This window comes from Bordetella genomosp. 9 (assembly GCF_002261425.1).
Taxonomy (GTDB): domain Bacteria; phylum Pseudomonadota; class Gammaproteobacteria; order Burkholderiales; family Burkholderiaceae_B; genus Bordetella_C.
Window position 1 is genome coordinate 1,349,224 of sequence record NZ_NEVJ01000003.1, and the last position, 14,286, is coordinate 1,363,509.

General features: G+C 64.9%; 12 protein-coding genes and 2 tRNA genes. 9 read left to right on the forward strand and 5 right to left on the reverse strand.

The annotated features are described in order from the left end of the window. Positions 1 to 45 precede the first annotated feature (45 nt). The gene (gene rnr / locus CAL26_RS17215) at positions 46 to 2,460 is read right to left on the reverse strand and encodes a ribonuclease R (protein WP_373454520.1); all 2,415 of its coding nucleotides are present in this window, start codon (positions 2,458 to 2,460) and stop codon (positions 46 to 48) included. Between the two features lie 183 nt (positions 2,461 to 2,643). On the opposite strand from rnr, the gene CAL26_RS17220 reads away from it, so the two are divergent. Continuing rightward, a tRNA-Leu gene (locus CAL26_RS17220) sits at positions 2,644 to 2,728 on the forward strand. A gap of 163 nt (positions 2,729 to 2,891) precedes the next feature. Continuing rightward, positions 2,892 to 2,976: transfer RNA gene (locus CAL26_RS17225), tRNA-Leu, on the forward strand. A gap of 161 nt (positions 2,977 to 3,137) precedes the next feature. Here the strand turns inward: CAL26_RS17225 and CAL26_RS17230 are convergent. After that, positions 3,138 to 3,575 carry a GNAT family N-acetyltransferase gene (locus CAL26_RS17230; RefSeq protein WP_094848049.1) on the reverse strand — a complete coding sequence of 146 codons (438 nt, stop codon included), beginning with the start codon at positions 3,573 to 3,575 and terminating at the stop codon, positions 3,138 to 3,140. A gap of 126 nt (positions 3,576 to 3,701) precedes the next feature. On the opposite strand from CAL26_RS17230, the gene CAL26_RS17235 reads away from it, so the two are divergent. The 4 genes from CAL26_RS17235 (at position 3,702) to CAL26_RS17250 (ending at position 8,151) form a co-directional block, all read left to right on the forward strand. After that, positions 3,702 to 4,646, forward strand: a complete 945-nt coding sequence (locus tag CAL26_RS17235; RefSeq protein WP_094848050.1) for an AEC family transporter — start codon at positions 3,702 to 3,704, stop codon at positions 4,644 to 4,646. A 94-nt stretch (positions 4,647 to 4,740) separates the two neighbouring features. After that, positions 4,741 to 6,018 (forward strand): arsenic transporter, encoded by a 1,278-nt coding sequence (locus CAL26_RS17240; RefSeq protein WP_094848051.1) that lies wholly within the window; start codon positions 4,741 to 4,743, stop codon positions 6,016 to 6,018. 93 nt (positions 6,019 to 6,111) lie between these two features. Continuing rightward, on the forward strand, positions 6,112 to 7,773 hold the full coding sequence (locus CAL26_RS17245) for an FMN-binding glutamate synthase family protein (RefSeq protein WP_094848052.1): 1,662 nt from the start codon (positions 6,112 to 6,114) through the stop codon (positions 7,771 to 7,773). A gap of 96 nt (positions 7,774 to 7,869) precedes the next feature. Next, positions 7,870 to 8,151: a hypothetical protein gene (locus tag CAL26_RS17250; protein WP_094848053.1), complete on the forward strand. Its 282-nt coding sequence runs from the start codon at positions 7,870 to 7,872 to the stop codon at positions 8,149 to 8,151. A gap of 101 nt (positions 8,152 to 8,252) precedes the next feature. On the opposite strand, the gene CAL26_RS17255 is transcribed toward CAL26_RS17250, so the two are convergent. Continuing rightward, positions 8,253 to 9,644 carry a sigma-54-dependent transcriptional regulator gene (locus tag CAL26_RS17255; RefSeq protein WP_094848054.1) on the reverse strand — a complete coding sequence of 464 codons (1,392 nt, stop codon included), beginning with the start codon at positions 9,642 to 9,644 and terminating at the stop codon, positions 8,253 to 8,255. Between the two features lie 272 nt (positions 9,645 to 9,916). Here CAL26_RS17255 and CAL26_RS17260 point away from each other — a divergent pair, with 272 nt between their 5' ends. Then, positions 9,917 to 10,999 (forward strand): sigma-54 interaction domain-containing protein, encoded by a 1,083-nt coding sequence (locus CAL26_RS17260; RefSeq protein ID WP_256988512.1) that lies wholly within the window; start codon positions 9,917 to 9,919, stop codon positions 10,997 to 10,999. 3 nt (positions 11,000 to 11,002) lie between these two features. On the opposite strand, the gene CAL26_RS17265 is transcribed toward CAL26_RS17260, so the two are convergent. After that, positions 11,003 to 11,455, reverse strand: a complete 453-nt coding sequence (locus CAL26_RS17265) for a PRC-barrel domain-containing protein (RefSeq protein ID WP_094848055.1) — start codon at positions 11,453 to 11,455, stop codon at positions 11,003 to 11,005. 275 nt (positions 11,456 to 11,730) lie between these two features. Between CAL26_RS17265 and CAL26_RS17270 the strand changes: the two genes are divergently transcribed. Continuing rightward, the gene (locus CAL26_RS17270) at positions 11,731 to 13,209 is read left to right on the forward strand and encodes an RNA polymerase factor sigma-54 (RefSeq protein WP_256988513.1); all 1,479 of its coding nucleotides are present in this window, start codon (positions 11,731 to 11,733) and stop codon (positions 13,207 to 13,209) included. 146 nt (positions 13,210 to 13,355) lie between these two features. Here CAL26_RS17270 and CAL26_RS28140 read toward each other — a convergent pair whose 3' ends face one another. Continuing rightward, a complete protein-coding gene (locus CAL26_RS28140) occupies positions 13,356 to 13,688 on the reverse strand; it encodes a hypothetical protein (RefSeq protein WP_143277450.1) in 333 nt (110 codons plus the stop codon). A 165-nt stretch (positions 13,689 to 13,853) separates the two neighbouring features. On the opposite strand from CAL26_RS28140, the gene CAL26_RS17280 reads away from it, so the two are divergent. Continuing rightward, the gene (locus CAL26_RS17280) at positions 13,854 to 14,222 is read left to right on the forward strand and encodes a hypothetical protein (RefSeq protein ID WP_094848057.1); all 369 of its coding nucleotides are present in this window, start codon (positions 13,854 to 13,856) and stop codon (positions 14,220 to 14,222) included. The last annotated feature ends 64 nt before the right edge of the window (positions 14,223 to 14,286 follow it).

Consider the following 14,286-nt stretch of genomic DNA (forward strand, 5'->3'; position numbering starts at 1 on the left):
ATACCTCTCTTGTAACTACCCCGCCCGGCTCGGGCGGGACCATGCTCAGCGGCGCTTGCGGGCGGCCGATTGGGTGGAAGCCTGGACCTGCCGCGCCGCGACGCGGTCGGCTTTCTTGGCTTCCGCGCGCCGCACCTTGGCGGTCTGGCCCTTCAGGGCCTTGGGCTTGGCGCCCGCGGCTTTCTTGATGCGGCGAGGCGGTTCTTCCGGCCCGCGTTGCGCGGCCTTGCGCAAGGACTCGAAGCTGGTGCCCTTGACCAGCCGGAATTCGATGCGGCGGGCTTCCAGGTCGACGCGCGCCACCTGCACCTGGACCTTGTCGGTCAGGCGGTAGCGCATGCCGGTACGTTCGCCGCGCAGCTCGTGCAGCGCGTCGTTGAACTGGAAGTACTCGCCGCCCAGTTCCGATACGTGGACCAGGCCTTCCACATGCAGCGTGTCCAGCGTGACGAAAATGCCGAAGCTGGCCACGCCCGTGACCGTGCCGCTGAAGTCTTCGCCGACGCGTTCCTTGACGAACCAGCACTTCAGCCAGGCCTCCACGTCGCGCGACGCATCGTCGGCGCGGCGCTCGCTGGAGGAAAGCAGCAGGCCGAGCTTTTCCCAGATGGCGTGCTCGTGCTCCTTGTGGGCACGGCCGATCACCACGGGCTCGTCGTGCAGGGACGGCACGTAGCGTTGGCCCGCCAGCAGCGCCTTGATGACGCGATGGGTCAGCAGGTCCGGATAACGCCGGATGGGCGAAGTGAAATGCGTATACGCCGGATAGGCCAGTCCGAAGTGACCGACGTTCTCGGGGCTGTAAACCGCCTGCTGCATGGAGCGCAGGCACATGGTCTGGAGCAGCGGATAATCGGGACGCGCCCGCACGCTGTCGAGGAATTCGCCGTAATCCTTGGCCGTGGGCGTATCGCCGCCGCCCAGCGTCAGGCCCAGCGTGCGCAGGAATTCGCGCAGGGATTGCAGGCGATCGGGCGTGGGGCCTTCATGGATGCGGTACAGGCCGGGATGCTTGCTGCGGGCCATGAAATCCGCGGCGCAGGTGTTCGCCGCCAGCATGCATTCCTCGATGAGCTTGTGCGCATCGTTGCGCACGACGCCGACGATCTGCTCGATGCGGCCAAGCTCGTTGCAGACGATCTTGGTTTCCACCGTATCGAAATCGATGGCGCCGCGCTTGCGCCGCGCCTGCGCCAGCAACTGATACAGCTCGTACAGGTTCTGCACCTGCGGCATGACGCCCGCCATCGCGGCGGCCGTGGGGCCGCCGGGCTGCTGCAGCGCGGACCAGATATTGGTGTAGGTGGTGCGCGCATGCGAATGCATGACGGCGTTATAGAACTGATAGGCGGTCACCGTGCCGGCCTTGGCGCCGCTGGCGGGGATGACCATGTCGCAGACCAGCACCAGCCGGTCGACCTGCGGATTCAGCGAACAGAGGCCGTTGGACAGGTTCTCCGGCAGCATGGGAATGACGCGCCGGGGGAAATACACGCTGGTGCCGCGTTCGAGCGCGTCGTCGTCCAGCGCGTCGTTGGGGCGCACATAATGGCTGACGTCGGCGATGGCCACCAGCAGGCGCCAGGCGGGGCGCTTGCGCTGGCCCGAGCCCAGCTCGACGGCTTCGCAATACACCGCGTCATCGAAATCGCGCGCGTCCTCGCCGTCGATCGTGATGAGCGGGACGTCGCGCAGATCGACGCGGTCTTTCAGATCCGTTCTGCGTACGGAATCCGGCAGGCGGGCCGCCTGCTTGCGCGCGGGCTCGGTGAATTCGACCGGAACGTCGAACTTGCGCACCGCGATTTCGATTTCCATGCCGGGATCGTCGATCTCGCCCAGGACTTCGGCGACGCGCCCCAGGGGCTGCGTGTGCCGCGTCGGCTGCTCGATGATCTCGACCGACACCACCTGGCCATGCTGCGCGCCATTGGTATCGCTGGGCGGAATCAGGATGTCGTGCTTGATGCGCTGGTCTTCCGGCACGACGATGGACAGGCCATGCTCATGCAGAAAACGGCCGACCAGCTTGTTGGTACGGCGTTCGATGACTTCGACAATGGTGCCATCGGGCTTGCCGCGATACTCGCCGCTGGGCTTGACCAGCACGCGATCGCCATGCAGCACCTTGAGCATTTCGCGCGGCGAAAGGAAGATATCCGGTCCGCCGTCGTCGCGGACCAGGAAGCCGAAGCCGTCCCGGTGGCCCTGCACCCTGCCCGCCACGAAGTCCAGCTTGGTGGCCAGCAGCAGCACGCCCTTGCGATTCGGCAGGAGCTGGCCGTCGCGCTCCATGGCGGCCAGACGACGATCGAAACCGACGGAGGTCTCCGGCCGGGTGACACCCATGCGTTCCGCGAGTTCGGCCGGCGATAGCGGCGCACCGGCGGAGCGCAAGGCGCGCAAAATGGCTTCACGGCTGGGGACGTCGGGATCGAAATCGGGTGGCGCCTCTGGCACGACCGTGGGTCTGTTCTTGTTAGCGGCGTCGTCGCTCGATCGTTTTGCCAAAGTCGAAATTCCTGTTTATAATGCGCAGCTTCTGTGTTTCACAGAGGTGTTTACGTAGATACGGTTTTCGCAAAGATCCGCGGCTTTCAGTCCGGTAACTGTGCAAAAGCGGTATTCTAACGAAAATACAGTGCCCAGGTGGCGGAATTGGTAGACGCGCATGGTTCAGGTCCATGTGCCGCAAGGTGTGGAGGTTCGAGTCCTCTCCTGGGCACCACGAATTCGCAAACCCCCGATGTGGAAACGCATCGGGGGTTTTGTTTTTCCGGGGGTTTTGTTTTTCCGCCCAGGCTTGCCGCCCACTTGCAGCGTCCGGAAAAAGTGTGCATAATCGCGCCTCTTCGTTGCCACGGTGTTGATTGCGGCGGCGAATGAATCGGGCCCAGGTGGCGGAATTGGTAGACGCGCATGGTTCAGGTCCATGTGCCGCAAGGTGTGGAGGTTCGAGTCCTCTCCTGGGCACCACCCCGATCTCGCGTAGTCACGGCGGAAACGCCGTGATGATCGGATCAAGGATCGACAGCGATCGATCGGAACGACAAGTTCGAATGGCAGGCCAGAAACCCCGTAGACACGTGCTGACGGGGTTTTTTGTTGCCCGCCGCCCTTGGCGGGGGCGGCGCTTCTCAGGCGGAAAGCGTCCTGGCCATGGCCACGTGCGGAATGCCTGCCTCCATGAACTCGTCGCCCTCCACCACGAAGCCCTGGCCTTCATAGAAACCGCGCGCATGGGTCTGCGCGTTCAGCATCAGTCTGCGGTGGCCGCCCGCCCGCGCCGCCTCCACCAGAGCCTGCAACAGGCGCGCGCCCACGCCCAGGCCACGCGCACGGCGGTGCACCGCCATGCGGCCGATATGGCCGTCGGGGAGCAGCCGGCCCGTACCGAGCGCCGCCCCATCCGCGTCGTAAGCCACCGCGTGCACGCAAACCGCGTCGTATTCGTCCATCTCGATTTCCGGCGGCACGTTCTGCTCCAGAACGAATACCGCATGGCGCACCGCCCCGGCATCGTCCCGCAGACGTGTCCAATCGCCGACGACGACGGTGATCGATGGCTGGCTCATCCTGCTTTCCTTCCTGCAAACGAAACCCCGATTTTCGCCAGCGCCGGCCGGCGAGGCAACTGGCGCGACGGCGCCAGGCCGCCCGGTGGCTTTAGAATGGGCTCCTTTTTTCAACCGATATTCCACATGCACGCCGTTGCCACCGCCGCCCTGCCGGTATTCGCCTTGATCCTGGTGGGCTGGCTGGCCGCGCGCAGGCGGCTGATGGGCCCGTCGGCGAGCGACGTCCTGAACCGCTTCGTCGTGTATCTGTCACTGCCGGCGCTGCTTTTCCGCGCCATGTCGCAAGTGACCTGGGACCAGTTGGCGCACGCGGGCTATGCGCTGTCCGTCATCGGCGGCATCGCCGCGGCTTTCGCCGTCGCCCTGATCGCGCATCGCGGCAGGGGCACGCCCTTGACCGACGTCAGTATCGAGGCCCTCAGCAACTCCTACGCGAACGTCGGTTTCATGGGCATCCCGCTATGCCTGGTGGTGTTCGGCCAGCCGGGCCTGGCGCCCGTCATCGTGGCGACGTTGATGACGGCCTGCGTGCTGTTCGGCGCGTCCATCGCGCTGATCGAAGCGGACCAGCGGCAGGGCCAGCATATGGGCAAGACCTTTGCCAAGGTGGGCGGCGCGCTGATACGCAACCCGCTGGTGGCATCGCCCCTGCTGGGTTTCGCCTGGTCGGTCAGCGGCGTGCCGCTGCCGGAATCCATCGACCGGTTCCTGGTCCTGCTGGGCAATGCGGCGAGTCCCTGCGCGCTGATCGCCATCGGCCTGTTCCTGGCGCAGACGGAAGCCGGCGCGGACGGTACCGCCGTCGCGCGCGTCGTCACCACCAAGCTGCTGGTGCAACCGGCCGTGACGGCCGTGCTGGCCTTCGGCGTCTTCTCCATGCCGCCGGTATGGGCCTGGACGGCGGTGCTGATGGCCGCCCTGCCCATAGGCACCGGCCCGTTCATCCTGGCGCGGCTGTATGGGCGCGACGCTCGCCTGGCATCCCGAACCATATTGCTGTCGACGCTGGTGTCGGTCCTGACGATTTCCGCGCTGGTCGCATGGATAGAGGCCCACGGCGTGCGTTAGCGCCGCGGCGCTGTCCCGCCAGCATTCGAATGCGTGCCAGACCACCCGCCCTTTCTTCCGCCGCTCTCTTTCACACCCTGCCCGCCAACCCGCCATGATCGCAGCCTGCATCTTCATATTGACCCTTGCCCTGGTCATCATCCAGCCGCGCGGCCTGGGCGTGGGCTGGAGCGCAGCGGGCGGCGCGATCCTGGCGCTGGTGCTGGGCGTGGTGCACCTCGGCGACGTAGCCGAGGTCTGGCACATCGTCTGGAATGCGACGGCCACCTTCATCGCCATCATCATCACCAGCCTTATCCTGGACGAAGCGGGCTTCTTCAAGTGGTGCGCCTTGCACGTGGCCAAATGGGGCCGCGGCCATGGCCGGCGCTTGTTCGTCCTGATCGTGCTGCTGGGTGCGATGGTCACCGCCCTCTTCGCCAACGACGGGGCCGCCCTGATCCTGACGCCTATCGTCATGGAAGTCCTGCTGGCCTTGGGTTTCGGCGCGGGCGCATCGCTCGCGTTCGTGATGGCGGCCGGTTTCATCGCCGACACGGGCAGCCTGCCGCTGATCGTGTCCAACCTGGTGAACATCGTCTCGGCGGACTTCTTCGACATCGGCTTCGCACGCTATGCATCGGTCATGGTGCCGGTCAACTTCGCGGCGGTGGCGGCTTCGCTGGCCATGCTGGGCCTGGTCTACAGGCGGGCCATCCCGCGCCATTACGACGACGGCCAGCTTCCCGAACCGCGCAGCGCGATACGCGATCCGGCCACCTTCCGCGCCGGATGGATCGTGCTCGCCCTGTTGCTGGCCGGCTTTTTCATACTGGAGCCCATGGGGATACCGGTGAGCGCCATCGCCGCGTGCGGCGCGCTCGGACTGCTGCTGGTCGCCGGGCGCACCCATATTGTCGGCACCCGGCGCATCATGCGCCATGCGCCCTGGCACATCGTCGTGTTCTCGCTCGGCATGTACCTGGTCGTGTATGGGCTGCGCAATGCCGGCCTGACGGCCTACCTGACGAGTTTCCTGTCATGGTGCGCGCAGGGCGGTGTCTGGGGCGGCGCATTCGGCGCGGGCGTCGCCGCCGCGACGCTGTCTTCGGTCATGAACAACCTGCCGGCGGTCCTGGTGGGCGCCCTGTCCATCGCCGACGCGTCGGCGACCGGCGCCGTGCGCGAAGCCATGATCTATGCGAACGTCATCGGCAGCGACCTCGGGCCCAAGATCACCCCGATAGGCAGCCTGGCGACGCTGTTGTGGCTGCATGTCCTGGAGCGCAAGGGCATGCATATCGGCTGGGGGTATTACTTCCGCATCGGCGTGGTCCTGACCGTTCCCGTCCTGCTGGCCACCCTGGCGGCGTTGGCGTGGCGTTTAAGTTGAAACGCCTGACGGACACGGCTTTCTGTTATGGTGAGCCGCGTTTCGATCCCACGGCCGGCAACAGGCGGCCGATATCCGTCAGGAAGCAGAAAAATGTCCTGGTTCGCCATCAGGTTTTCCACTTTGGCATTCGTCCTGGCCGGCGCGATCGGCACCGGCGCGCTGGCCGCGCTGTCCTCGCTGGCATGGCTATGGGCAGCCGTCCCGCTCTGCGCGCTCGCGGTCCTGGGCATCTACGACGTGGTGCAGACGCATCACGCCATCCGTCGCAACTACCCTATCCTGGGTAACCTGCGTTTCCTGTTCGAGGCCATCCGCCCGGAAATCCGCCAGTACTTCCTGGAAGACGATACCAACGCAACGCCCTTTTCACGGGCACAGCGCTCCATCGTGTACCAGCGGGCAAAAAAGCAGGTGGACAAGCGTCCCTTCGGCACGCAGGAAGAGGTCTACAACGACCGTTATGAATGGATGAACCATTCGCTGGCGCCGACGCACGTCGCCGACAGCGATTTCCGCGTCACGATAGGCGGGCCCGAGTGCAGGCAGCCTTATTCGATGTCCGCATTGAATATTTCCGCCATGAGTTTCGGCGCCCTGTCCGGCAACGCCATCACGGCCTTGAACGAAGGCGCCCGTATCGGCGGCTTCGCCCACGACACGGGCGAAGGCGGCATCAGCCCCTATCACCGCAAGCCGGGAGGCGCGCTGGTCTGGAATATCGGGTCCGGTTATTTCGGCTGCCGCGACGAGCAAGGCAATTTCTCGGCGGAAGCATTCATCCGCAATGCGCGCGATCCGCAGGTCAGGATGATCGAGATCAAGCTCTCGCAGGGCGCCAAGCCCGGCCATGGCGGGATCCTGCCCGGCCCCAAGGTGACGCCCGAAATCGCCGCGACGCGCGGCGTGGCGCCCTGGAAGGATTGCAACTCGCCGGCGGGACATAGCGCCTTCGATACACCCATCGGCCTGATGCGCTTCGTGGCCAGGCTGCGCGAATTGTCCGAAGGCAAGCCGGTGGGCTTCAAGCTTTGCGTCGGCCATCCCTGGGAATGGTTCGCCATCGTCAAGGCCATGCTGGAAACCGGCATCACGCCGGACTTCATCGTCGTCGACGGCGCCGAAGGCGGTACCGGCGCCGCGCCGCCCGAATTCGTCGATCACGTCGGCACGCCCCTGCGCGAAGGCTTGCGCCTGGTACACAACACGCTGGTGGGTGTGAACCTTCGCGATCGCATTCGCATCGGCGCGTCCGGCAAGATCGTCACGGCTTTCGACATGGCGCGCACCATGGCGCTGGGCGCGGACTGGTGCAACGCGGCCCGTGGCTTCATGTTCGCGATAGGCTGCATCCAGGCGCAGTCCTGTCACACCGACAAGTGCCCCACGGGCGTTGCCACCCAGGACCCGGTGCGGCAACGCGCCCTGGTGGTACCCGACAAGGCGCAGCGCGTGGCCAACTTCCACGCGAATACGCTGCACGCACTGGCCGAGCTGCTGGGGGCGGCGGGATTGACGCATCCCAAGGCGCTGCGGCCGCATCACATCGCGCGCCGCATTTCGCCATCGGAAGTCCGGCTGCTGTCAGCCATCTTCCCGGAGCTGGCGCCGGGCGAACTGCTGGAAGGAAAATTTCGGCACAAGGTGTTCGAGACCGGTTGGGCGATGGCGCGCGCGGACTCCTTCCAGCCTGCCCAGGACATCACGACCGTGCAGGCCCTGGCCGACAGCCCTCCCGAGGCAGTGCCGGCCTGATCGCGCGCGTCGGGCGGCCGCGGGGCACAGTGCTTGCGTCGAGCTCGCCATGCGCGGCGTCACCATGCCGCGGTTCGACGCATCAGGAGGACTTCCATGGCAACACGATATAACCCCGACGCCGATCTCGCGGGCGCTTCCCTGCCCGGCCACGGCAACCGCGCGCTGGGCCCGAGCGACTCATCGGATTCCGCGAGTGACCTGGGCCCCGGCGCGCCGGACACCGATACGGATTCCAACGGCACCGGTGACCGCGCCGACGTGGAAGGCGAGCCGGACGGCCCGGTGGCCGACGATATCGCGATCGACCGCATTGTCGGCGAAGAGGAAGCCGGCCTGGCCCACACCCGCCCCAACCCCACCCGCAACGGCGGGTGAGACGCAGACCCGGCCTGGCGACGTATCGCCAAGGCCGGGCCAGGACTTGCTCGGAAAAAGGCCTTGGTCTGGGGGGACCTGGCCCGGACCTGCCCGCGACCTTACTTGGCGGTACGGCCCACGGATTCCGGCTTCCCGCCTTCGCCGTTCACCTTGGGAAAGTGTCCCGCGGCGGCGTACTCTTCCAGCCGGTTGTAGAGCGTCTTCAGGCTGATGCCGAGTATTTCGGCGGCATGCTTCTTGACCCCGCCGCACTGCTCGAGCGTGGCGAAAATCAAACGCCGATCCGCGTCGGCCAGCGGCACGCCCACCGGCACCGTGATCTGCGAACCCGTGGCGGTCTTTTCCGGCGACATCTGCAGGGGGACGATACCCGCGCGGATCTCGTTGTCGTCAGCCAGGATGAAGGCGCGATGCACGTAGTTCTTCAGCTCGCGCACATTGCCCGGCCAGCTGTGATTGCGCAGGCTTTCCAGCGTGTCCACCGCGAATTTCTTGTCCGCCCCACGCTCCTTGTTGAGCATGTCCAGGTAGCGCTGGGCGATCAGGATGACGTCGTCGCCCCGCTCACGCAAGGGCGGCAACTCCACCGGGAACACGTTCAGGCGGTGGTACAAGTCTTCGCGCAGCTTGCCTTCGGCAACGGCCTCCTCGGGGCTGCGGTTGGTCGCCGCCACCACGCGCACGTCGCTGGCGATTTCCCGGTTCGTGCCCACCCGCATGAACAAGCCGGTTTCCAGCACCCGCAGCAGCTTCACCTGCAGGTCGATGGGCATTTCGGTGATTTCGTCCAGGAACAGCGTGCCCCCGGCCGCGCGTTCGAAATAACCCTTGTGCTGGCGGTCGGCCCCGGTAAAGCTGCCGCGCTCGTGGCCGAACATTTCGCTTTCGATCAGATTGGGCGAAATCGCACCGCAGTTGACCGGCAGGAAGGGGCCTTTCTTTCTTCCGCTGAGCTCATGGATGGCCTGGGCAGCCAATTCCTTGCCCGTGCCGCTGTCGCCCATCAGGAATACCGTGGCCTCCGTCGGGGCCACCTTGGCGATCTGCCGGTAGAGCTGCTTCATGGGCTGCGACCGCCCCAGCATTTTGCCGAAACGATCTTCGTCCTCGAAGGGGCCTCCCCACGGGGACAGATCAGCGTTGCGGGGCATGCGCCCCAACACCATTTTCAGCCGCTGGATATTGACCGGCTTGAGCAGATAATCGATGGCGCCCAGCCGCAGGGCATCCACCGCGCTTTCCACACTGGCGTGGCCGGTAATGAAGACGACATCGACATTGGGCGAGCTCAGGGCCTGGAAAATATCCAGGCCGCTGCCATCGGGCAATTGCAGGTCGGACAGCACCAGGTCCGGCGACTGGCGCAGGATCTGGATCTTTGCCTCGCGCAGATCGCTGGCTTGGGCTACGGTGAACCCTTCGTCCTTGACGATTTCAGCCAGCGCGGTCCGCACTGGCGATTCGTCATCGACGATCAAAACATGTGGCATGCGCAGTTCCGTGAAGTTCGCTTTCTTTCTGGTTTATAAAAGCATGGGGCGCAATGCGCGCGCCGCGAGTCTTTTATTCTAGCCTCCGCCGGGCGCGACCTGTATCGCGTGTAAGAGCGAGGGCGGTGCATAATGCGGACCATTCGCGGCACCGAAGCTTATCGTGCGCCGTTTTACCGAAACGTAAACAATTCGTACAGTTAGCTAAGATTTTCATCTACTTTCAAGTGCTTGCAACGGCGAGTATTCCGGGTAAGTAGGATTCATCAGATATGCAGCCCAACAATATCGCGGGCGCCGGCCCCCGGCGCCCGGCAGCCAAACGAGCCAACAAGGAAATGGGAAGTTCCAACGCCAGCGCGGCAACGCGCCCTGGAGGCCGCGCCGACCCGGCCGCCTTTCCCGATCCTGCGTCCATGGGGAAATGCGACGCCATGCGCAAGCTGGCCGAGCAGATCGACAAAGTGGCCGGCACCGACGCCAGCGTGCTGATCGTCGGGGAAAGCGGCACCGGCAAGGAACTGGTGGCACGGGCCATCCATGGCGGCAGCACCCGCTCAGACCAGCCCTTCGTGCCGGTGAACTGCGGCGCGATCCCGGCGTCGCTGATCGAAGCGGAACTGTTCGGGCATGAGAAAGGCAGCTTCACCGGCGCCATCGCCCAGAACATCGGTTATTTCGAACACGCCAGCGGCGGCACCCTGTTCCTGGACGAAGTCACCGAAATGCCGCTGGACATGCAGGTGCAACTGCTGCGTGTGCTGGAAACCGGCACCTTTCACCGGGTGGGCGGCCTGCAGCCCGTGAAGGTCAACGTGCGCATCGTTGCGGCCACCAACCGCGACCCCTATACCGCGGTCAACGAAGGCCGTTTCCGCGAAGACCTGCTGTATCGCCTGGCCGTCGTGCCGCTACGGGTGCCGCCGCTGCGCGAACGGCTGGACGACGTCCCCTATCTGGCGCAGCGCTTCCTGGACGGTTTCAATGCCGCCGAAGGCACCAGCAAGACCTTCTCCAAGCGCGCGATGGAAACGCTGCAGGGCTACGACTGGCCCGGCAACGTCAGGGAATTGAAGAACACCATCCATCGCGCCTACATCCTGGCCGACAACGTGGTGGAAGTCGCCGGGCCGGCGCTGTCGCGCCGCCAGCCCAAGGCCCAGGTGGCGCAGGGCACGCTGAAGATGGCGGTGGGCACCTCGCTATTGCAGGCCCAGCGCGAACTGATCCTGGCCACGCTGGCCCACCACCAGGGCGACAAGCGGCTGACGGCCCGCACGCTGGGGATCAGCCTGAAGACCCTGTACAACCGGCTGGGCACCTATGACGGCGGCGCCCCGACCCATACGGGTTAGGCGTCAGGACCAGTACGGGGGCTGCCCGTAGTATTCGTGGATACCGGCCGCCCATGACGGGTCGGCCATCCGCGGCCAGTTGTCCTTGTCGAAACCGGCCGCGTTGCGCATCCGCTCCAGATCGATATCCAGCAGGAAGCATTTGCGATCGGTATCCAGGGCCAGCGCACCCCAGGGAATGGCGAACAGCTTATCGCCTATCCCCATGACCCCGCCTCGTACCAGCACCGCGTAGGCAATGCGTCCGGTCGGCACGTCGATCATGATGTCCTGCAGGGTGCCGAGCTTTTCTCCGGACAGGTTCAGCACGTCATTGCCTTCCAGCGTCGCGGCCGCCATGATTTCGGGGCCTGGTCCGACGCTGGATTTCTTCGCCGATCCCACGATGCGGGTTTCGGCGGGCGATCCCGCCGCGGCGGCGCGCGGCGGCGGTACGGTGTCACGGCCATGATCCATATTGCTCTCCTGCACTAAACCGTAAGGCCAGCCACCAGCCTGGAACTTTTACATGAGCTGGTAATTCCGTCTGGCAAGAAGCCACCCTCACGCACCCTCGGCGCGCGCGACTATCCGGGGCCAGCATACGGCGTGCCTTGAAAACCCAATGAATACGCGGGTTTGCCAAAACGCAGGCGCACGCACACCCCCTGACAAAAAGTTGGCACGCACTTTGCTTTTGTCTTCTTGAATGGGATGGACGTTTCATCCCTGCAGTTAAACGGAGACAGCAATTGGCACATCAAGCCACGTACGAACTCAGGGCGCGTCAGCAGACCAGCCTGACGCCGCGGCTCCAGCAATCGGTGAAACTGCTGCAGATGTCCGCGCTGGAATTCACCCGCGAAATCGAGCAAGCGCTCGCAACCAATCCTTTCCTGGAAGAAGGCGACGACGACACGGCAGGCTCGGACGCCGCCAGCAGCACGGCCACCCATACGGACGCTGTGCTGAACGACACCCTGGCCAGCACGGCCGAGCTGCAGGCGCCCGCGATCACCGAGGCGCCGCCGGAAGTCGTGATCGAACTGCCTGAGCTTCCCGACATGCAATCCGAGTACTCGGGCGACTACCCGGCCGCACGTGCCTCCGGCGACGGCGACAGCGACGTCGGCCAATGGGCGCGCAGTACCGAGGATCTGCGCGACCGCCTGTGCAGCGAACTCTGCAGCTATCGCCTGGCGGAGCGCGACCGGCTGATGGCGGAATACATCATCGAAGGACTCGACGAAGAAGGCTACCTGCGCACGGACCTGACCGAACTCGCGGGGGAAGGCGTATTCGACCCGCCGCCGGAACGCGAAGAATGGGAAGTCGCGTTGAAGCTGGTGCAGCAGCTGGATGTCCCCGGCCTGGCCGCGCGCAACCTGGCGGAGTGCCTGAAGCTGCAGCTGGTCGCGATGGACGGCGACACCCCGGGCCGCGATCTGGCGCTGCACATCGTCGAGCATGAGCTGGAACGCCTGGGCAAGCACGATTTCTCGGGCCTGGTGCGCGCCTGCCAATGCAGCGACGACGCGATGCGCGAAGCCTGCGCGCTGATCCGCCGGCTGGATCCTCGCCCCGGACTGCGCTACGCGCAAGACGACTCAAGCTACGTCGTACCCGACGTCGTTGTGCAGAAGTTCAACAACCAATGGATCGTCACGCCCAATCGCGCGGCGATGCCGCGCGCGCGACTGCATCGCGCGTACGCGGACCTGTTCCGCAATGCACGCTACAGCGACCGCTCGCCCATGGCGCAGGAACTGCAGGAAGCCCGCTGGCTGATCCGCAACGTGGAGCAACGCTACAGCACCATCCAGCGCGTCGCCGAAGCCATCGTGCTGCGGCAGCAGACGTTTTTCGAGTATGGCGAAATCGCCCTGCGTCCGCTCATGCTGCGGGAAATCGCGGATGAGCTGGAGATCCACGAGTCGACCGTCTCGCGCGCGACCAGCAACAAGTACATGGCAACGCCGCGCGGGATTTTCGAATTCAAGCACTTCTTCTCGCGCGAGCTCTATACCGATACGGGCGGCAGCTGCTCGGCCGCTGCCGTGCGGGCGCTGATCAAGGAAATGATCGATGGCGAAGATGCCTCGACTCCCCTGTCGGATGTCGATCTCGCCCACCTGCTGGGCCAGCAGGGCGTGGTCGTCGCGCGCCGCACGGTCTCCAAGTATCGCGGGCAGTTGAAGTATCCGCCCGCCGACATGCGCCGTCAGTACTGAAGCTGCCGGCACAGGGGCGCGCGCCGCGTCGTCACGTCATCACGACGACGCGACGACGACACAGGCGGCAAATGAAAACGGGGCGCCGCGGCGCCCCGTTTTCAATGCCTTGCGCCGCCGGACGGCAGCGCAGGGCACATGGCGGATTAACGCTTCCCCGTATCGGTATAGGGCGCACCGCCACCCTGCGTCGGCGACACGTTGGTGTTCTTCATGTCGGAAGGCAGGCGCGGCTCGCTTTCCTTGCGCAGGTCGCTACCCGACGTGTCGCGATTGACCGGCGCGGTGCCGGACGGTTGCGACGCATACGGCGCCGGGGCGGGCGTGCCGGGCGGCACCTTGTCGTTGTTGGGCGGCGTCGCGGTCGTATCGTTGGGCGTCGTCGACGGCGTGGTCGGCGCGTTCTGCTGCGCCAGCGCAGCACCGGAGCCGCAGGCCGCGGCAAGAATCAACATGGAGGTGAGTCGGCTGATCTTCATTCTGCTCTCCTATCAAGTGTGGCGAGTAAGGACCCGTGGTACAGCAAACCCTATGCCCATGACACATCACGTTCGCGCAATGCTCAGGTACACCGCTTGCGGTACAGCAGCCAGGTCCAATCGTGGACCGGGCAGACGCCTGATATAAACAAAGGAGTAAGCATCATGAACGTGATCAAACTTTCGCTGAGCGCCATTGCCTTGAGCATCCCCGCCGTCAGCTTCACTGCCTACGCGCAAGCGCAGGCGCCGATGACCAACAAGGAAATCGATGCACAGTACAAGGCCGACGAAAAGAAGTGCGATGGCTTGAAGGGCGATCAGAAGGACGTGTGCCAGAAGCAAGCCAAGGCCACGCGCGATAACGCCAAGGCCGACGCCAAGCAAGCCAAGGAACAGGCCGAATCGCGCCACGACGCCACCAAGAAGAAGCGTGATAACGACTACGACGTCGCCAAGGCCAAGTGCGACACGATGTCCGGCAATGCCAAGGACACCTGCATGGCCGACGCCAAGACCCGCTACGGCAAGTAAGCAGTACCGGTCTCACATGCAAAAACGGCCAGCATTGCGCTGGCCGTTTTTCTTTTCTGCCGCC